Genomic DNA, 20,646 nt, shown 5'->3' with positions numbered 1-20,646 from the left:
ATGATAAGCAGTAGTAAGCAACGATTGCGTGGCTTCACACTCATTGAGTTAATTATTACTCTAGTGATATTGGGAATACTGTCGGTAACGGCAGTTCCCAAATTTCTGGGCAGTTCAACAGAAGATGCATATTCGTATCGAGATCGTACTTTAAATGCATTGAGAACAGTGCAGCTACGTGCAATGCAAAATACAGCGACAACAAGTTGCCATACTCTTTATATTACCTCCACACTTATTGCTCCCCCCACACCCGATACATGTACCGGTGGAGCCGATGCTAATAACACCGATCATTTAGTGGTACAAATAAACACGCAAAGAAGTGATATAGCATTTAGTGCTTTAGATAGTAACGCGAATATATTTACCCAAATTAGTTTTGATCCTTTAGGTAAATCAAATCAAACCTGCACTTCGCAGTGTCGAATAGATGTTGGATTAGCTGGCGTATGCATAAGTGGTGAAGGGCTTATCTATGCGTGCCCTTAAAGTAAAAGGCTTTACTTTAATTGAGCTTATTATTGGCATCGTCATGTTTGCGATTGCATTGAGCATTATTACCGCGCTCATTGCCCCGCAAGCAAAAAAAAGTGCAGAGCCAATTATTGCTTTAAGAGCCTCTGAATTTGGTCAATCATTAATGAACGAAATCCAAAGTAAGTCGTTTGATGAGCACAGTGATAGAAGCGCACCTTTTAGACGTTGCGGCGAAACAACCTTAGGTGCAGAGCCTTGTACCGCAATAGATGATTTAGGCGCGGATGACTTAAGTACAGGCCTAGAAACCCGAACTAGTTATAACGATGTAGATGACTATATTGCACTCTCTAATCAGCCTATTACTAATAGCTTAGGTGAGTTGTTAAGCGAGTACAGTGACTTTAACTTAGTTATTAAAGTTGAGTACGATAGCGACTTTAACGAATTGACCATTAACGATGGCACAACCTTTAAGCGTATTACTATTGAAGTAACATCACCCTTAGGGGAAGTTTACGGATTTAGTGCATATAAAGGGAATTACTAATGCAAAGAGCTAAATACCAAAATGCATTTACCCTTATAGAACTATTACTTGTCATGGTTATTATTGGTATTTTAGCCGTAAGTGCATTTTCATTTATTGGTGCTGGGGTCAGTATTTATTCGCAAGGTGTTGAACGCCAAGAAGCAGTAGCCCAGGCCAGATTTTTAATAACGCGACTTAGTAAAGAACTTCGCCACGCTACACCAAATTCGTTAAGGCTTTCTTGTGATAACAGCACTAGCGGAGCGTGCAGTGCTCAGCAGTGCTTAGAATTTACGCCGTTTTTATCGGCGACTCACTATACAAATTACCTACCTACCGTAGCGCCTTTTAATGTTAGCGCTGTTGATTTTGAACTTAATAATTTAACGCAGCCGCAAGCTGGAGATTGGGCAACTATTTACCCATTAAGCAGTGCTGATATATACGATGAGAATAATAGTAAGCGCTTGCAAGTATCAGCATTTAATAGTTCAGCGAGCGAAATTGATGAGTGGCAATTTAGCAAAGCATTTGCCCAAGAGTCGCCGAGTAAACGCCTTTATTTACTTTCAGAACCTGTAAGTTTTTGCGTTGAAGGGCAGTATTTATATAGATATACCAATTACGGTTTTACTGTTAATCAACTAGATGCCGTGAGCTTACAAATAAGCAGTGGTGTTAAACGTGATTTATTAGGTATTTACATTGCCAATAATTTAGCTAGCGATTTGTTTTTTACTCTTGATTCACTCTCCCTAAAAAGAAACGCTGTGCTTAATGTGAATGCGCAAATGCAATTTAACGATACTGAAGTAATGAATTTTAACCATGAGGTGCATATTCCTAATGTACCTTAAAAAAAATCATCACGGAAAAGCCTTACCCAGTAAACAAAAAGGGAACTTAATAATTGTTTCTTTGGTAATTATTGTTGCTTTATTAGCACTAGGATTAGCATTAGTTAAAGTGCTTTCTGGTGCATCTCAACAAAATACGATTGAGTACTACGGGGCTCGCGCTTTTATGGCAGCACAAAGCGGCCTAGAAAGCGGCTTAACGCAACTATTTCCAGTAAACAACTCAGTGCAAAGCTGTGCATCAGTTACAACTAATTTAACCTTTCAAACTGCATATTTAGCTAATTGTAACGTGCTGGTGAGTTGCGATGAATATATAGACCTACCCGATAGCAGTACAGCCAACGGGCTTGTGAATATTTATTACTTACAAAGTAGTGCAACGTGCGCCGCAATTGATTGCCCTGCAGGAAATGATTGCAGAAAAGACTATTGGGAAACACAAAGAACACTCAGTGTGGAGGCTAAAACTTTACCATGATGAAAAATGCATTGGCCATTATATTTTTTAGCTGCGTGTTACTTTGTAATTACGCAAATGCAGTGCCTCCAAAAATCGAAGGCCGTTATATAGAACTGCAAGATACATATACATCGCCTGTTTGGACAAAAGTTAATTTTCAACAGCAATATATAACGCCTCCTGCTGTCTTTATGCTATCAACAAACCAAGGTGGAAACCCTGCAATAATAAGAATACGTAATATAACCACAACTAGCTTTGAGGCCTTACCGCTTGAACCTTCAGGAGAAGATGGTGGACATATTAGTATGGGGGCGCACTATTTAGCTGTTGAGTATGGTGTGCATCAATTTCCAGACGGCACAATTATGGAAGTGGGCAGTACAGACTTATTGCTCGAATTACAGTATGGCTCTAAGTCTGGCTTTGCTCCACTGACACCTAAAGGCTATAAGTCTTTAACATTTGCTGAACCGTTTACTCAAAGGCCAAACTTTTTCCATTCGTTACAAACACTCAATAGCATAGACAGCAATCCACCTTCTGAGGCATTAATTCCGTTTTTAACAGTTGCAGTAGAAAGTAATTCGTTATCTGCCAGCGGCGTTAATATTGCTTTAGAGGCATCTGAAACAGCACTTGGGCTCATAAAAAACGAAACTGTTGCTTACATGGCAGTGGAGCCAGGAAGTAACCGCACATTTACTGACGATAATGGCGTTGAGGTATCGTGGGAAACTTTTTTCACAGGCTTTGAAATTGACGGTTGGAGCGATGGCTGTAATTACTTTAGTTTTACTAATAACTTTAGTGTGGCCCCTTTGGTGGTTGCAAGTAAAAACTCACGCCAAGAAGATGATGGTGGGTGGCTACGCAGCTGTAACCTAAGAACTGACAGGCTAGGGCTTGTTGTTGACGAAGATCGTGATGGCGATAACGAGCGCCGTCACGTAAACGAGGAAGCATCAATACTCGCCATGACCAGTACCTTTGTATTTAATGGTGATATTTTAGATTGTGATACGTTATTCCCGGGCGCTATTTCTACTTATAACAACGGTGAAGTGCAGCTGGTCCAGGGGGTAGAAATAACCGATGGTAATGCGCAGTTTGTCACCACCACAAATTTAATTTCTACAGCGCTGACGAGCCCTCCTTTATGTAATGGTCAGGCGTGTGTTGCTGGTGGTTATAACTCTTTAGAGCCTAATCAAGCGGCGCAGGTGCCAACGGTTACAAACGATGGTAGTTCAACAGGTCCCGTACCTACATCTTTAGCTGGCGATTATTATTACGATGAGTTGCAGTTAAGTATGCTGGAAACAGAGTACAGAGTAACAGCGCCAACACGTATTTTTTTAAAAGACACAACCTCACTTCTATCAACTTCATTTTTGAACATAGGTAAAACAAATATAGTAGTAGAAACTGGCGCGTACTTGGCTATTTATGTGGATGGTGCGGTTGCTATTGCTGCCGATGCAAATATTGCGGGCTATATTGTTGCCACTGGTGAGGTAAGAATAGCTCAAAATGTAACGTATCAGGGCTCAATTACATCGGGTACTCAAATTATTACCGAAGGGAGCTCAACGTTTGACGCTCTGCCAGTACCAGAAAGCATCCCTGGTTTTTGTGGAATTTATACACCAGAAACCCTAGATCATTATCGTTTAACAATCAGCGATAACAAAGGTCTAACGTGTGAAGCTAAAGAGATGACACTCACAGCGTGCGCAAATGACGCCTGCGATTTATTATTTGCAGAGCCCTCTAGTTTGAATCTTTCTCCAGATAATAGTGGGCAACAAAGCTGGGTTACAGGGGAGAATATTAATTTTACAGGCTCAGCAGTTGTCGAATTTGCTAAACGCACCACAGGCAGTGTTACATTTGGATATAACACTGCGGATCCTTCTGCACCGCTTCGTTGTTATATTGCAGGTAATAATGTTGGATTAAGCGGCTGTAAAGTTACGTTTTCTGATGCAGGGTTTATTTTTAATAACGAAACCGATGGTAATACTACAATTCCTACTCAGTTATCAGCAAAGCCTTCAAATACTGGATTTAATGCAAAAGCGCTATCTATTCAAGCGGTAAAAACAAGTACTACAACAGGTGTATGCGAAGCCGCATTTCCTGCGGGTGGCGATGTAAGCTTAGATTTATCGTACACATGCAGTGCTGGTGCAAGTTGCTCTGATACGGTTTCACTCAGTAATAACAATAATACCTTTGCGGTAGAGCAAGCCTCTAAATCATTCATACTTAACTTTGATAGTGAGTCTAAAGCCCCGATTGTTATAAATTATCCCGATGCAGGAAGGTTGAGCTTAAATGTAAAAACCAACTTAATTTTAGACCCACTAACTAATTTATCAGTAAATTTAACGGGTAGCTCAAATGAATATGTTGTAAAGCCATTTGGATTAGCGATGGAAGTTGCAAGTGATGGCTATGCAGCAGATGCCAATGGGAGTTTATTTAGACTAACGGGCGAAGCATTTGATTTAAAAATGAATGCGGTGCAGTGGCAAACAGGGCAAGACACTAACAACGATGGTTTCCCAGACAACTACAGCAATATTACAAATAACACCATTGCTAAGCATTTTATTACAGAGCAACCGCTTGTAGAGCCATTACTTAAAGCGCCTACGCCAGGCACTCAAGGTACGCTTGAAGCGATGATTACATCACCTTTTAGTGACACAGGTAGTTTGAGTGAATCTATATCGCAATATAGTTACGACCAAGTTGGCATAATTGATTTAACATCAGGTCTTCAAGATGCCGATTACTTTGGTGCCGGAGACGTAAAAGGTGAGCTTTACAACGTTGGTCGCTTTGCACCTTCGCAGTTTCAGGTAGTGGGGGTTCAAGCTGCCGCGCAATGCACGCAATACGGCAGTAATTTAACTTACCTTGATCAACCTTTTGAACTTGGCTTTACAGTACAAGCACAAAATCAAAATGGTGTGCTAATGGCTAATTATAAAGAGGGCTTTGATAAATCGAGTGTAGACGTTAATGCCGAAAATAATGAAGTAGGTAACTATGTACCTTCAACTAATTTTGCTAGCCGCTTAGTAAACCTAGGAAATAACAACTGGGGAGATATAGGCGACGGCCAATGGCAAATGAGCCAACTCAACACGACACTTAAAAGATTAGGTGTAGGGCAAGCAGACGGACCGTTCGCTATGGTGAGCTTAATGGCAACGCTTTCTGATATAGAAGGAGCAACACTTATTGATGCAAACGATAAACCTAATACACAAACAGCATGCTCGGGTGGTTGTAATAGCGTACGGCTAAATGCATTACCAATAGAGTTTAGATTTGGACGCTTAGTACTTGGTAATAACGCAGGCTCCGATCTCGACCCTTTACTTATTCCTATGCAGGCTCAGTATTACAACGGCAGTGGATTTGTAAATAACGCTGAAGATAATTGTAGTGTATTTGATCATACCCAAATCACTCAAATAGCACCTAGCAGCCCACAATTAACCTATAAATACGGAAATGATGCATCTGGCCAGCTAGAGGCGGGAGTGTATCCGGCAGATAACGGTATTTATGCACAGCCAAATGGTTTGGGTGAATTTACCTTAGAATATAATACTTATGATTGGTTAAAGTGGGATTGGCAGGGCGATGGAACACAGCTTGATCCTCGTACTATTTTACAATTTGGACGCTTTAGAGGAAATGATCGGGTTATTTACTGGCGTGAAACACGCGAATAGTTGTAAACTAATATAATAATTGAACAAAGCTTGTGTTTTGTGCTGCAAGTACATAGCATAAGGCTTTAATTATAAAAAATAATAACGACCAAATAATTGCCGCTTTTTGGGACTGGAATATATGCGAATTACTCCTTTATCTCTGTTAATTTCAGCTAGTTTGTTAGCTAGTAGTGCATTTGCACAAGACACAGCTACAGTGACTGGAATTGACTCAGAGATTAGTGTTAAACAGACAGAATACGATAACTCGACAAGAATACTTGAAAAACATCTTAAAGAAGAAAGTCAGTTACAAAATCAATTAGAGCTACTTCGTTCTCGTTCTACAGAGCTAGATAAAGAAAAAAACCAAGCGCTCGATGCGATGAACGAAATGTACCGTCGTTTAATTGATGATCCCACTATTAATATTAGTGCGGCTCAATCACGCTATCAAAAAGCGGTGATTGATCATAAGCAAAATAAAGATGATATTTCTATGCAGTTGGCGGCAATTGCATCCCACCGTAAAGATATAGAACAGATTCGTGTTGCTAAGCATACGCTTTTAAATACATTAGAAAGTTTAAAAGAGCAGTTAACTACAGCCCGCGTAGAGCGTTTACGTAACGAGTTTACACGTGAAGGTACGCTTGAGGTTAACCACACTATTAACTGTAAGCGAACAGAAACGCTAGCAGCGTGTGAGCAACGCGGTCAGCAAATGGGTCTACAAAAAGCAACTAAACGCTTTGTTGATCAAATTTTTGCAAACTTAACAGAAGAGCGCATTGTTGAGCCAAAACGTAATTTGGCGGGCGCTCAAGTACAAATATTAAGTAGCCATGTAGTTAACAGTGCATTTAGCGGCCAAGGTAATTACAACGTTAACTTAAGCGTAACTATGCGTGGCGAAGTTAATAGCAGCCGTTTATGTAGCTTATTAAGCATAGATAACCGCTATTGTTCTGAGTATGGCACGCCGCTTACGGCTGCTTATCAACCAGCGTATAACAATACATTTACTGATAGTCAGTTAACATTCAGTAATAGCGCGGATAATAGCAACACGGTTTCGGTTTCTCGTTTAAATGAGCAGCCAATACGTGATTATTCAGTTAAACCTGCATCGGTAAAAAAAGATTACCCTTCTATCCTTAATAAGAAGAAGGATCAATCAGTAGAGCTGACATTACGATCAAACGTATACGACGATGAAGTGTTTATCGATGGTGTAAGCTTTGGCTCAACACGCTTGATTACACGTTTACCGCCGGGCATTCATAACATTGAAATACGTAAACTTGGTTATAAACCTTATCAAGCACGTGTTGATTTGAATAAAGCGCAAACAATTAATGCAAATTTAGTAAAAAAGCCTAAGTCGATTGCTGCACCGACCTATACTCGAGAGCAACCAGAAGTAACAACACGCCAGGTTAGTGAAAACGTTAATGTATTAAATGCAAACGTTGAAACGCCGGTTGTCGTTATTCCTGCAGGCAAATTTAAAATGGGCGATATCAACGGTAATGGTTTAGCTAATGAACGTCCAGTAATTGAAAAAGTAATAGCGAATTCTTTCGCTATGCAAAGTAAAGAAGTAACCGTGGGTGCCTACGAAAAGTTTGTAGCAAATACAGGTTATAAAACTCAAGCGGAAAAAAATAAAGGGTGTGCGTATTATTTAAATGGCGAACCAGTATGGGAAGCAAATTTAAATTGGCGTAATCCTGGTTTTGAGCAAGGTAGTGACTTTCCTGCTGTATGTTTAACTTATAACGATGCAAAAGCTTACGCTGAGTGGTTATCTGGTCAAACAGGACAGCAATTTCGTTTACCTAACGAAGTTGAGTGGGAATACGCAGCACGCGCAGGAACTGAAACAGAATACCCTTGGGGTAACGAAATTGGTAAAAACCTAGCTAACTGTGGTTGGTGTGGTAGTGAATGGTCAAACAGACGTGCATCACCAGTAGGTTCTTTTTCTCCAAATGCATTTGGATTATACGATACCGTAGGCAATGTATGGGAATGGACCGATAAAGAATCAGGTGAGTCTGATGTAGCAGTAAGAGGCGGAGCGTGGAACTTTGCACCAAGCCTTGCTCGTGCATCTACGCGTTTAATTTTAGCGCCTGATTTTAGATCTAACTACATTGGTTTTCGCTTAGTTCGCGAACGATAAAATTCAATTAAGGAAGCTTTGCTTCCTTTTTTCATAAATTCACAAAGGCGCTGCGCTTTATATTGCTCATATAGTTGAGCATGTTAAAGTGAGGCAGCTAATATAAGAACGTATTTCAAAGGTCATCCAGCCTCATGTTTAAAAAACTCCGTGGTATTTTTTCTAACGATCTATCGATCGACTTGGGTACAGCCAATACCCTAATTTATGTAAAAGACGAAGGCATTGTATTAAATGAACCTTCAGTAGTTGCTATCCGCCAAGAACGTGCTGGTGGGCCTAAAAGCGTTGCATCTGTAGGTACAGAAGCAAAGCTTATGTTAGGTCGTACACCGGGTAATATAAAAGCGATTCGTCCAATGAAAGACGGTGTTATAGCCGACTTTTTTGTAACAGAAAAAATGTTACAACACTTTATTAAACAGGTTCACAACAATAACTTTATGCGCCCAAGTCCGCGTGTACTAATTTGTGTACCATGTGGGGCTACTCAAGTAGAAAAACGTGCAATACGTGAATCTGCAATGGGTGCAGGCGCTCGTGAAGTTTACTTAATTGAAGAACCAATGGCAGCGGCTATTGGTGCAGGCTTACCAGTATCAGAAGCAACAGGCTCTATGGTTGTTGATATTGGTGGTGGTACAACTGAAGTTGCTATTATTTCACTTAATGGTGTTGTTTACTCATCATCTGTTCGTATTGGTGGTGATAAATTTGACGAAGCTATTATTAATTATGTACGCCGTAACTTTGGTAGCTTAATTGGTGAAGCGACAGCAGAAAATATTAAGCATCAAATTGGCTCTGCGTTTAAAACTGATGAGCCAATCGAAATTGAAGTACGCGGTCGTAACCTTGCAGAAGGTGTTCCGCGTTCATTTACACTCAACTCACACGAAATCTTAGAAGCTCTACAAGAGCCGTTAATGGGTATTGTGAGTGCAGTAATGGTTGCGCTTGAGCAATCACCACCAGAGCTGGCATCAGATATTTCTGCGCACGGTATGGTACTTACTGGCGGTGGCGCATTGTTAAAAGATTTAGACCGTTTATTAATGGAAGAAACGGGTATTCCGGTTGTTGTTGCCGATGATCCACTTACATGTGTTGCACGTGGTGGTGGTAAGGCACTTGAAATGATCGATGTTCATGGTGGTGACGTTTTTAGTTACGATTAATGAAATTAATGTTTGGACGCACAGTCTCTTTGCAACTGCGACTTTTTGTCGCAGTGCTTTTGAGTATCGTACTCATAGTTGGAGACAGATATACGCAAGGTGGTACCGTTGTTCGTACCAGCCTAAATACTTTAGTTAGCCCACTCATTTATGTTGCTAATTTACCCTACGAACTATTTAGCTTAAGTGCTAAAAGTCTACATACGCGGGATCAACTTCTTACCGAAAACGAAGCGCTGAAAAAAAAGCAAATGCTACAAAGCGAGCAACTTCAGCAGTATCAATTTCTAGCCAGAGAAAACCAAAAACTACGCGCCTTATTAGGCTCATCAGCAAAGCAACCAAATCGTAAAATTATTGCTCAAGTACTTTCTGTACATTCAAATCCATATAGTCATCAGGTTGTTATTAATCGTGGTACTACTGATGGGCTCAGTGAAGGCCAAGCTGTAATTGATGAGATGGGTGTAGTAGGGCAACTTACAAAAGTTGGCTCAACTACTTCACGCGTACTACTAATGACCGACACCACACACGCAACACCTGTGCGTATACTTCGAAACGATGTACGAACAGTGGTTGAAGGCATAGGTAAAATTAATGTAGTTAAGCTCTCGCACGTTCCACACAGTTTAGATGTGCGAATTGGCGATGTACTTGTTACATCAGGTTTAGGTGGCACATTTCCTGAAGGATACCCTGTGGCTGTAGTAACCGAAATAAATCGTGATGAAGGCCGCCCGTTTGCACAAGTTTTTGCAGAGCCAATTGCACAGTTAGATCGCATTCGTTTGCTGGTTATTTTATGGCGTAATCAACAGGAGCAAATCAGCGATGATTAACCGTTATTCATTGTTAATTGCGCTAAGCATCTTTTTTGCGTTAATAATGGCACTAATGCCACTGCCATTTTCATTTGAACCATTTAGGCCTGATTGGGTTTTACTTGTACTTATGTATTGGTCATTGGCAGTACCGCATCGTTTAAATATTGGTACTGCATGGGTTGTTGGTTTATTAATAGATTTAGCATCTGGCTCACCACTAGGTGTGAACTCGCTTACATTCTCAGTATGTATATTTATAACCGCAAGTAACTTTCAAAAAATTCGTAACTTTTCGCTTTGGCAACAAAGCTTATTAGTTGGTTTATTTTTAACGCTGTACCATTTAATGCAATTTTGGCTAAATCATTTTTTGTTAGATGTTTACTTTAATCCACAGTATTTATGGCCAGTAGCAACCGGAATGGTTAGCTGGTTTTGGGTTTTTTTACTGCTTCGTAAATATCGCAGACATTTTAGGATCAGGTAATGACTACCTCAATATATTTGGCATCAGCCTCTCCCCGCCGTAAAGAGTTATTAAGCCAATTAGGTGTCGAATTTACACAGTTTAGTGTTGATGCAGATGAAAGCCCACTTCCAAACGAGCAACCTAGAGCTCTTGTTGAGCGTTTAGCGCGCTTAAAAGCACAAAGCGGTGTTGAGCTTGGATATACTGATCGTCCTGTGCTTGGTAGTGATACCGTGGTTGTTATCGACAACGAATCACTGGGTAAACCTCGTGATAAAAACGATTTTACAAACACATTAAAACGCCTGTCAGGTAATACACATCAAGTTCTCACCGCTGTTGCACTTGCGACGCAAAATGATGTAATTAGCTGTGTTGTAAGCACTGATGTTACTTTTAAAGCCTTAACAGATGAAGAAATTAATGCCTACTGGGAGACAGGAGAGCCACAAGATAAAGCCGGTGGCTATGGCATTCAAGGCTTAGGCGGGCGTTTTGTTACCCACATTGCAGGTAGCTATTTTTCCGTTGTAGGCTTACCTTTATATGAGACCGAACAATTATTAAAAACATTCTTAAGAAGGTAACATGAGTACAGAATTACTGATCAATGTCACACCGAGCGAAAGCCGTGTTGCCCTAATAGAAAACGGTGTACTGCAAGAAATACAGCTAGAGCGAATTGGTAATCTAGGTATTGTAGGCAATATTTACCTAGGAAAAATAAGTCGTGTACTTCCGGGTATGCAGGCTGCTTTTGTTGATATCGGCCTTGAAAAAGCGGCGTTTTTGCATGCATCCGATATTGTAAATAGTGCCTCCATTGTTGAAGGTGTAGACGACGTACCAATAAAAAAAGTACAAGATATTAGAGAGTTAGTTCGTCAAGGCCAGTACATTATGGTGCAAGTGGTAAAAGATCCGCTAGGCACTAAAGGCGCAAGACTTACCACTGATATTACCATTCCTTCTCGTTATTTAGTGTTTATGCCAGATGCGACCCACGTAGGGGTTAGTCAGCGTATTGAAACTGAAGAAGAGCGCTCACGCCTTAAAAAAATAGTCGCAGAATATGGCGATGAAAATGGCAGTTTTATTGTTCGCACAGCAGCCGAAGGCGCTAGCGAAGCAGAATTACGACACGATGCCGGTTTTTTAAGAAAACTATGGGAAAAAATTACAGCTCGTCGCAAAAAAACCAGTAAAGCCAGTATTCTACATGAAGACTTAACGCTCGCCTTTAGAACCCTACGTGACTACGTAGGCGAAGATATGGAGCGCATTCGCGTTGACTCTAAACTTACTCATGAAGAGCTAAAGTTATTTACTGAAGAGTTTGTTCCACAACTGTCTCAAGTACTCGAATACTACCCAGGTGAGCGACCTATATTTGATTTGTTTGACGTTGAAAACGAAATTCAAAAAGCACTACATCGTAAAGTTACGCTCAAATCCGGTGGTTATATTATTATTGATCAAACAGAAGCGATGACGACTGTTGATGTTAATACTGGTGCATTTGTAGGACATCGTAACCTAGAAGAAACGATTTTTAATACCAACGTAGAAGCAACCTCTGCAATTGCGCGCCAGCTTAGGCTGCGTAACTTAGGCGGTATTATCATTATCGACTTTATCGATATGGTCAGTGAGGATCATAAGCGCCGAGTATTACATTCACTTGAATCGGCACTCGCAAAAGATCGCACTAAAACGAATATTAATGGGCTTTCAGCGCTTGGGCTTGTTGAAATGACTCGTAAACGTACACGCGAAAGCTTAGAGCATATTTTATGTGATGTATGCCCTGCGTGTTCTGGTCGTGGTTCGCAAAAAACAGTTGAAACGGTTTGCTACGAAATACTACGTGAAATAGTGCGTGTTAACCGAGCATACGCTGCCGATAAGTTTATGGTATATGCAGCGCCTGCTGTGAGCGAAGCCCTACTAAACGATGAGTATCATAACCTTGCCGAGCTTGAACTATTTATTGGTAAGCAAGTCAATATTCAAACAGAGAGCTTATACAGCCAAGAACAGTTTGATGTGGTAATGATGTAATGAAAGCAAAAGCGGTCTGTTTTTTTTGTTTTAGAAAGTTATGGCAGACCTGCGCCATAATTTTGGTATTACTGGCCGTTATTGTTTCAATTTTAAAATATACCCTCCCGTATGCAAACGAATACAAAGGTAATATAGAAAGCTATTTACACGAAAAGTTTGAAATAAGCTTATCTATCGGTGAAATATCAGCTAGTTGGCAGGGCAGTGGTCCTGCATTAGTATTAGAGAATTTATCGTTTAAAGATAACGAAACCGCGCCAATATCACTCACCATTGCTAAAACCAGCTTAGAGCTAAACTTATGGGAAAGCTTAAAAGCACTGCAACTTAGATCTAATTATTTTGTTATTAATGGGTTTCATACCAGTGTAAATATCACCAACTTATTTAAAACCGCTGACAACGACGAAGTCTCTTTTGAGCAAAAAGAGCTAATAGAAGAACTGTTTTTGGGTAAAACGGGTCATTTTGCAATAGAAAATTCCAGTATTAACTTTGTTCTAGAAGATGGTAAAGAACGTAAGTTACTCCTCAAAAATATTGTTTGGCAAAATGAAGATGAGCAACATCTTGGCAGTGGGAGCTTAGCACTGCCGGGTATTTCGGTTGGTGACTTTGATGCGCGCATTGCACTTACTGGCGATACCCTAGAGCAAGTTGCGGGCGACATTTATGTGCAGGCTAATAAGGTCGATGTATCTAACTGGTTAGCACAATATATAAATACGCAAAAGCAACAACTGCATAGCGATATTAATTTACAAGCGTGGCTAAAACTAGATAAAGGCCTTGTAAGCGATATAAAAATGCAGTGGCTACCAAGCTTTGTTCGTTGGCAGCGAGAAGAGCAAAGCCAACAAGTCAGCCTGAGTGAAGGTGGATTCCATTTATATCCAGAACAAAATAGCTGGCACTTAAAAAGCACTGGTTTAACATTTAATAGTAACGATAAAGCATGGCCAAGTTTAGAGTTTGAAGCTCAACTAGGGTCGCAAAATAAAGTGTGGCTCCATCAAGTTGATTTTGAATTACTGAGTAACCTAGCAGGGCTAAGTAATTTTAATGCACTTGAACCATTTTTAGAGCGCCAACCTAGCGGGCAAATAGATCAAGCTTATTTAAATTTTTCTAATGCACAGCAATGGCAATTATGGTTTGAGGCTGACAATATTGGTTGGCAAGAATTAAGGTCGGTACCTGCAGCACAAGAACTTAGAGTAAGTGGTTTACTTAATCAAAGTAGTGGGCGAATAAATTTATTTGGTGAAAACGGCACATTAGTTACAGGCGAAAGCTTTAGTAACGACATAAATTATAATCAGCTAAATGTAGAGCTAGATTTAGCTAAACGAGATGATGGCTGGCATATAAGTAGTGACAATATATGGTTTGATAATAATGAAGTTACTCTTGCTGCAGAATTACAAATTAGTCTAACAGATGATCCTCGATTAGATCTTTACGCTGAAGCGTTCGCCCCAGATGCCAACATTGCAGGTCATTACTTCCCATTAAAAGCTATGAGCCCTGAGCTCGTTAGCTATTTAAATGGCGCAATTAAAGGCGGAGAAGTGTCTAAAGCACAAGTCTTATTTGCAGGACCTTTATCTGGTTTTCCATTCACCGATGGTAGCGGTCAGTTTAATGTATTAGCGCAAATAGACAACGCAACCTATGAGTTTGATCCTGATTGGCCTTTGGTCACTAATGCCAATGTACAGCTACATTTTGATAATGAGCGTATGGATATATATAGCCAGCAAGGTAAGTTGGTTAATTTAGATATTGGTAATAGTGTACAGGTAAGCATTGCAGATTTAATGAATGCAGATGAACTTATTGTGCAAATTGATAAAAAAGCACAAATGAAAAAGTTACATGACTTTTTCGCAGCGACACCTATTGCCAAACCTCTTGCTGAAATTTTTAAAGTTGTGCAGGGCAAAGGGGAAGCCGATGCCAGTATTGAGCTTTTAGTAGGCTCAAAATTTAAAGGCGGAGCCAGTGTTAGTGGTAAAGTTAATTTAAATGACTTGCCAGTATTTATAGCAACGCCAGGAATTGAGCTTAAAAACTTAACTGGCGAGCTTAATTTTAAAAACGACAACATCACACTTGAAAATGCGACTGCGCAGTGGCTGGGCATGCCGCTAACTATTAATTACAGCAGTAAAAGTGATGCAAAAAATTACCAAGCAAATATAGATATAAACGCCCAAATTGACGCCGATACACTAATAGATAGTGGACAAGGTATATTAAAAAATTATTTAAGCGGGCAAAGTGATGTTGATATTGGCTTAGTACTTAATTTTACCGAGCAAGGCTTTAATTACCGTGCACAGGTAAACTCAGAACTACTTGGCTTAACGAGCAACTTACCCGCACCTTATAGTAAAAATAGCGAGCAAGTGTGGGCGCTTGATGCAGTTGTACAAGGTGATGACATTTCTAATCTCATTACAGCAAACGCTAATCAACAGTTTTACTTTAATGCTATTTTAGAAAACGGTAAATCACAGTTTAGCAATGTCCATTTTGTGCTCGGAAAACAAGATTTAGGATTAAACCAAAAAGACTTAAGCGTAAATATAAATCTTGAACAGAGTGAATTAGTGCCTTGGTTTGATCTGATTGATCAAATAATTAAAGCCGGTAAAGCAAACCCAGATAAAAAATCAAAAGGGATTATGCCACCGCTCAATGAGGTGGTCGCAAATATAGGTATGCTTGATGCGAGTAACATCATTTTTAATGACTTTGAAATGCGTTTAGCACCATCAAAAGACGATTTATATCTAAAGCTAAATGCTAAAGAACTTAGAGCTGGGGTGTTTATTCCTACATCACAGCCTAGCCAGCCAATACGAATTAATGCCGATTACTTAAGGCTTAATTTTGCACCGCACAATGTACAAGCACTTGAAATAACAGATGTACTTCCCGAGGAAGACTTGAGCTGGCTTACTAAAATACCTGCCATTGAGTTTGAATGCAGTGATTGCAAAATTGACCGCTACCAGCTTGATAAAGTGAGTGCGTCATTATTAGGTGATGGCGAGCGCTTATCAATATCAGAGCTTGTGGTCGATAAAGGCGATCATGTGCTGCGCACTAAAGGGCAGTGGCAAAATGGCTTAACAACGCTAAGTGGCGAGCTTAAAAGTGATGACATAGGCGCATTGTTTGGTGAGTTTGATATTACCTCTGCAATTAAGGACTCAAAAGCCGATTTAAATTATGATCTTACTTGGCAAGCTGCTCCTTATGATTTTGATGTGAAAACGTTAAGTGGTGAGGTTATTTGGGATTTAGGCGAAGGTCATTTAACTGAAATAAGCGATGGTGGTGCACGCGTATTTTCGCTGTTGAGCCTTGATTCACTAGTACGCAAACTGAAACTTGATTTTAGAGATGTCTTTTCAAAGGGCTTTTTTTATAACAGCATGCAAGGCTCTATGCAGTTAGAAAACGGCATTGCTTACACTAAAGATACCAAAATGGACGGCGTACCCGCCGATTTAACCATTAAAGGTTATGCAAATTTAAATACGCTAGATATAGACTATGACCTTGCTGTAGCGCCACAAGTAACCTCGAGCATTCCGGTTATAGTTGCATGGATGGTAAATCCAGTAACAGGGCTTGCTGCCTTAGCAATTGATAAAGTTATTCACTCTGCACGCGTCATCTCAGAGATAAATTTTAAAGTAACGGGTAAAATGAACGATCCTATAGTTCAAGAACTCGACAGAAAAAGTCGTGAAGTTACGTTACCGCAAGCTGCGCAAAATCAGCCACAAGCATCAGTCGATTTAAAGCTTAAAGATGCACAAGTAACAGCAACGCAATGAACAAAACAGCAAGCATAAGCACACCTACAATAGTTGCCCTACAAATGTGTTCAGGGCTAAGCCCTGATGACAACTTAGCAAGCTTAAAGCGTGCTCTTAAAACCCTCCCAACAACAAGGCCATTACTTGTTTGTTTGCCTGAGGCTTTTTTAGTGTTTAGTAAAAGTGGTAACGATACGTTACGTGTTGCTAAGCAAGTTGAGCGATACAAACTACAACTTAGTGAATTGTGCCAACATCATAATATTTGGTTAAATGCAGGAACAATGCCTGAGCCATTTAACGAACATAAATATTATGCAGCATCGCACTTATATAATAATCAGGGCGAGCTGGTTGCAACGTATAACAAAATACATTTATTTGATGTAAACGTGGATGATCAAACAGGTAGCTATCGAGAGTCAGATTTTACCCAAGCAGGTAGCGATGTGGTTGTTGTTGATTCTCCCTTTGGTAAAATAGGCCTAACAGTATGTTATGATCTGCGCTTTAGTGGCTTATTCAACGAACTAGTACGCCAAGGCGCCGATATTATTTTAGTACCAAGTGCATTTACAGTCGTCACAGGGCAAGCACACTGGCAGCCGTTATTAACAGCGCGCGCAATAGAAACACAATGCTATGTGGTTGCAGCGGCTCAAGACGGTACACATGAAAATGGCCGACAAACATATGGCCACAGTATTATTATCTCACCTTGGGGAAGTATCCTGAGTGAATTGCCAACAGGCACCGGTTTTATAAGTTGCAACGCAGACTTAGACCAGTTACAAAAAATTAGACGAGATATGCCCGTGCAGTCTCATCAACGATTTAGAGAGCATTTATTATGAATTCGGTTGAACAGCATTTACTACACGACAGCCAGCTAAATAGAGAAGAGCTCGAAAAAACGCTCGCTTATATACATCAGCATAAAGTGGATTACGCCGATTTATATTTTCAATCTAGCCACCACGAATCATGGGTGCTTGAAGACGGCTTAGTTAAAGAAGGCTCTTATAACGTCGAGCGCGGCGTTGGTGTACGTGCTGTAAGCGGCGAAAAAACAGGTTTTTCTTACTCTGATGCAATAAATCTTGAAGCGCTTAATAAAGCGGCTACAGCGGCTCGTAGCATTGCAGATGCTGGTGAAGATAGAGCGATTAAAGTATTTAGTGATGTTAAAGCTAAAGAGCAGTTTGCACCGCATCAGCCAATCTCGAGTATGAGCGATACCGACAAGGTGAGTTTATTACGCGAACTTGAAAACTATATTCGTGAACTAGCACCCGATGCAGAGCAAGTAATTAGTTCAATGTCAGCGGTATACGAAGAAGTATTAATCGCAGCAAGTGATGGTACGTTTGCCACCGATATTCGCCCGCTTATTCGTTTAAACTGCTCAGTACTGCTTGAAAAAAATGGTCGCCGTGAACGCGGTGGCGCAGGCGGTGGTGCACGTTTAGATTATGGTTACTTTAAAGAGCTTGTTGATGGTAAACCGCGTTGGATGGAATTTGCAGAAGAAGCGGTACGCCAAGCTAAAGTAAATCTTGAGGCTATTGATGCACCTGCAGGCACGATGGAAGTTGTACTTGGTAATGGATGGCCTGGCGTGCTTTTACACGAAGCGGTAGGGCATGGCCTTGAAGGCGACTTTAACCGTAAAGGCGCGTCTGCGTTTAGTGGTAAAGTGGGCCAAAAAGTAGCATCTGAGCTGTGTACTGTGGTTGATGATGGCACAATGGCTGATCGCCGTGGCTCACTTAATGTGGATGATGAAGGCACACCAGCCGCTTACAACGTACTCATCGAAAACGGTATTTTAAAAGGCTATATGCAAGATAAGCTAAACGCGCGTTTAATGGGTGTAAATCCTACCGGTAACGCACGTCGTGAGTCGTATGCACATTTACCAATGCCTCGCATGACTAATACTTACATGTTAGGTGGTGAGCACAGCCAAGCCGATATTATCAGCTCAGTTAAAAAAGGTGTATTTGCGCCTAATTTTGGCGGCGGACAAGTTGATATCACGTCAGGTAAGTTCGTATTTAGCGCATCAGAAGCGTATTTAATCGAAAATGGTAAAATTACCCAACCAATTAAAGGCGCAACGCTTATTGGTAATGGCCCAGAAGTAATGCAGCAAATATCTATGGTTGGTAACGACTTAGCACTTGATAAAGGTGTGGGTGTTTGTGGTAAAGATGGTCAAAGCGTACCGGTAGGCGTAGGCCAACCAAGCCTTAAAATTGATCAGTTAACGGTCGGTGGTACAGCTTAAATATTACTCAAGCGCGAAGTAAATTCGCGCTTTTTGTTTTAATGAAGGCGGGGTTTATACTTCTCCTTCATCCTCTTTATTTTTTTCAGCTTCTTTATACCATAACGCAAAAAAGCACTCTGTTAATTTATGCTCTATCTCAAGCGCTTTTTCTGTCGGACAAAACAAGGTGAAGCTTGCTTTAAATTCACCTAAATCGGTTGTACCAAAGTGAATTACCGGCTCTGGACCAGATATTTTTGCATCGAGTTTACGCTCAATCATTGAATTATAACGACTTGCTACTTCTTGAAATTCTTCACAGTACAGTTTAGCTTGTTCAGTGAGTGTGTCGTGAATAGGGTACGGGTTAAAGCTCTCTCGACGAACAATAATAAAATGATGTGTAACAAAGCGTTTTACAAAGTTTAAGTTTTTAATAGAGCTGGTAATCAGCTTATTATTAGGTATGTATATGGTTTTTCTTGAAAATTGATAAGTATGTATATCAATTTCATGCATGGTTGTTTTTATCCAATCAGTTTCAGCTACTTCACCAAAGTAATCACCTACTTGTATCCAATCACCGACTCTAAACGGGCGAGTTGTTACGAGGTAAAAAAAGCCTATTACACACTGAATAAACTCGCGCGTTGCAAGCACAATCGCCACAGCAAAGGCAGCAATAGAAAGTGCAAAGTTTTGAATTTCGGTAGACCACACAAATAGCAGCGATATCATCATTACAAAATTAATAAAGTGCTTAATATTGTGTGCGATGTAGCGAATATCTTTTTCTTTTTTTTCTGCGCGATTTTTAGCGAGCTTATCAACAAGCACTTTTAGTACAAATGCAATTGTGATCATTACAATTGAAAGAAGAAACGGATGCAGCAATATATCTTTAGTCATAATATCCAATTAAACGCGAGTTGATAAAAACAGGCTAAGTATATTGATTTATTAAACCAATTAGCAAACTTAGCGCAAAAAAGTAACCAATAAAAATCGAGCGACGCTATTGAGTTACTTCATCAGTGCAATGTTTGTGATTTTTAGCCATTTTTTTTCGGCATATGAGTACAAGCTCAATGGCTGAAATAAAGATTAGAGTATAGCCAAGCGTTTCTATACCCTCTTCAACAATGTTTTTTACCGCACGTACGTAGTCATCGCCCATTACTGAATGCCAAAATGCACCTTTGCCCATCATTCGCGAAAATGCGAGTAAAGTAACCATGCCTGATAAGCAAATTCCATAACTAGGAGTGAGGCTATAGGCTTTTAAAGAGTCAAAAATACTTCCTCTCTTTGTTATTAAATAAACAAACACGCCAGCTAAAATTGAATAGACGATACTTTGCCAAGCGCCATCAAAAAAGTATAAGTCGAGGTAGGTATCAAACTCTCTTACAAACATCATTGCCGATAACGCAGCAAGTAATACTGCCGGTATTTTGAGTTGAAAGTTAATTCGCGAAGCGTAAAAAAACAAAATACAGCTTAAAAAAGTTAAAACATCTTGCATATGTTCAGTAAGAGTTTCTTCACTGTAAAGTGCATACTGTTTTAATTCAAAGCCTTCAAGTTGAATTAAATAAGCAACACCGGCTAGGCATAATAAATAAATAAAAGATCGCAGTAAAAACATAAATAACCAAGAGAAACTATAAATGCGCGAGATTCTAATTGTAAAAATGCCTTAAAGCCAAAACAAAATTTAAACTTTTAATATTTTTATTGGTC

The 20,646-nt window shown here is 40.0% G+C and carries 16 protein-coding genes; 14 read left to right on the top strand and 2 right to left on the bottom strand.

Annotated elements, in window-relative coordinates; translation table 11 throughout:
• From WNY79_RS08545 to tldD, 14 genes are all read left to right on the top strand, one after another.
• The gene (locus tag WNY79_RS08545; RefSeq protein ID WP_342875652.1) at positions 1–492 is read left to right on the top strand and encodes a type II secretion system protein; all 492 of its coding nucleotides are present in this window, start codon (positions 1–3) and stop codon (positions 490–492) included.
• Positions 479–1,030, top strand: a complete 552-nt coding sequence (locus tag WNY79_RS08540) for a type II secretion system protein (RefSeq protein WP_342875651.1) — start codon at positions 479–481, stop codon at positions 1,028–1,030. The genes WNY79_RS08545 and WNY79_RS08540 overlap by 14 nt, the downstream gene beginning before the upstream one ends.
• Positions 1,030–1,869, top strand: a complete 840-nt coding sequence (locus tag WNY79_RS08535; RefSeq protein WP_170072590.1) for a type II secretion system protein — start codon at positions 1,030–1,032, stop codon at positions 1,867–1,869. Before WNY79_RS08540 ends, WNY79_RS08535 begins: the two co-directional genes overlap by 1 nt.
• Complete coding sequence (locus WNY79_RS08530) at positions 1,859–2,350, top strand: agglutinin biogenesis protein MshP (protein WP_342875650.1); 492 nt, start codon at positions 1,859–1,861, stop codon at positions 2,348–2,350. Before WNY79_RS08535 ends, WNY79_RS08530 begins: the two co-directional genes overlap by 11 nt.
• Positions 2,347–6,087 carry an H-type lectin domain-containing protein gene (locus tag WNY79_RS08525; protein WP_342875649.1) on the top strand — a complete coding sequence of 1,247 codons (3,741 nt, stop codon included), beginning with the start codon at positions 2,347–2,349 and terminating at the stop codon, positions 6,085–6,087. The genes WNY79_RS08530 and WNY79_RS08525 overlap by 4 nt, the downstream gene beginning before the upstream one ends.
• Positions 6,088–6,208: 121 nt before the next feature.
• Positions 6,209–8,257, top strand: a complete 2,049-nt coding sequence (locus WNY79_RS08520; protein ID WP_024598044.1) for a formylglycine-generating enzyme family protein — start codon at positions 6,209–6,211, stop codon at positions 8,255–8,257.
• Positions 8,258–8,391: 134 nt separating this feature from the next.
• Positions 8,392–9,435, top strand: coding sequence for a rod shape-determining protein (locus tag WNY79_RS08515; protein WP_007586338.1), 1,044 nt, complete (start codon positions 8,392–8,394; stop codon positions 9,433–9,435).
• Positions 9,435–10,277: a rod shape-determining protein MreC gene (gene mreC, locus WNY79_RS08510; RefSeq protein ID WP_171972332.1), complete on the top strand. Its 843-nt coding sequence runs from the start codon at positions 9,435–9,437 to the stop codon at positions 10,275–10,277. The genes WNY79_RS08515 and mreC overlap by 1 nt, the downstream gene beginning before the upstream one ends.
• Positions 10,270–10,749: a rod shape-determining protein MreD gene (mreD, locus tag WNY79_RS08505; RefSeq protein WP_024598042.1), complete on the top strand. Its 480-nt coding sequence runs from the start codon at positions 10,270–10,272 to the stop codon at positions 10,747–10,749. The genes mreC and mreD overlap by 8 nt, the downstream gene beginning before the upstream one ends.
• Positions 10,749–11,318 carry a Maf family protein gene (locus WNY79_RS08500; RefSeq protein ID WP_024598041.1) on the top strand — a complete coding sequence of 190 codons (570 nt, stop codon included), beginning with the start codon at positions 10,749–10,751 and terminating at the stop codon, positions 11,316–11,318. The genes mreD and WNY79_RS08500 overlap by 1 nt, the downstream gene beginning before the upstream one ends.
• A gap of 1 nt (position 11,319) precedes the next feature.
• Positions 11,320–12,792, top strand: coding sequence for a ribonuclease G (rng, locus tag WNY79_RS08495; protein WP_007586345.1), 1,473 nt, complete (start codon positions 11,320–11,322; stop codon positions 12,790–12,792).
• Positions 12,792–16,649, top strand: a complete 3,858-nt coding sequence (locus WNY79_RS08490) for a YhdP family protein (RefSeq protein ID WP_342875648.1) — start codon at positions 12,792–12,794, stop codon at positions 16,647–16,649. The genes rng and WNY79_RS08490 overlap by 1 nt, the downstream gene beginning before the upstream one ends.
• Positions 16,646–17,485, top strand: a complete 840-nt coding sequence (locus WNY79_RS08485; RefSeq protein ID WP_342875647.1) for a carbon-nitrogen hydrolase family protein — start codon at positions 16,646–16,648, stop codon at positions 17,483–17,485. Before WNY79_RS08490 ends, WNY79_RS08485 begins: the two co-directional genes overlap by 4 nt.
• Positions 17,482–18,921, top strand: coding sequence for a metalloprotease TldD (tldD, locus tag WNY79_RS08480; RefSeq protein WP_024589854.1), 1,440 nt, complete (start codon positions 17,482–17,484; stop codon positions 18,919–18,921). Before WNY79_RS08485 ends, tldD begins: the two co-directional genes overlap by 4 nt.
• A gap of 54 nt (positions 18,922–18,975) precedes the next feature.
• On the opposite strand, the gene WNY79_RS08475 is transcribed toward tldD, so the two are convergent.
• Complete coding sequence (locus WNY79_RS08475; protein ID WP_010553762.1) at positions 18,976–19,812, bottom strand: mechanosensitive ion channel family protein; 837 nt, start codon at positions 19,810–19,812, stop codon at positions 18,976–18,978.
• A 106-nt stretch (positions 19,813–19,918) separates the two neighbouring features.
• Entirely contained in the window at positions 19,919–20,551 is a 633-nt protein-coding gene (locus WNY79_RS08470) for a hypothetical protein (protein WP_294120130.1), read from the bottom strand.
• Positions 20,552–20,646: the final 95 nt, after the last annotated feature.

The sequence above is a fragment of the Pseudoalteromonas sp. AS84 genome (assembly GCF_038900255.1).
Taxonomy (GTDB): Bacteria; Pseudomonadota; Gammaproteobacteria; order Enterobacterales; family Alteromonadaceae; genus Pseudoalteromonas.
The sequence above is the reverse complement of the archived record's forward strand: the minus strand, read 5'-3'. Positions and strand labels throughout refer to the sequence as shown.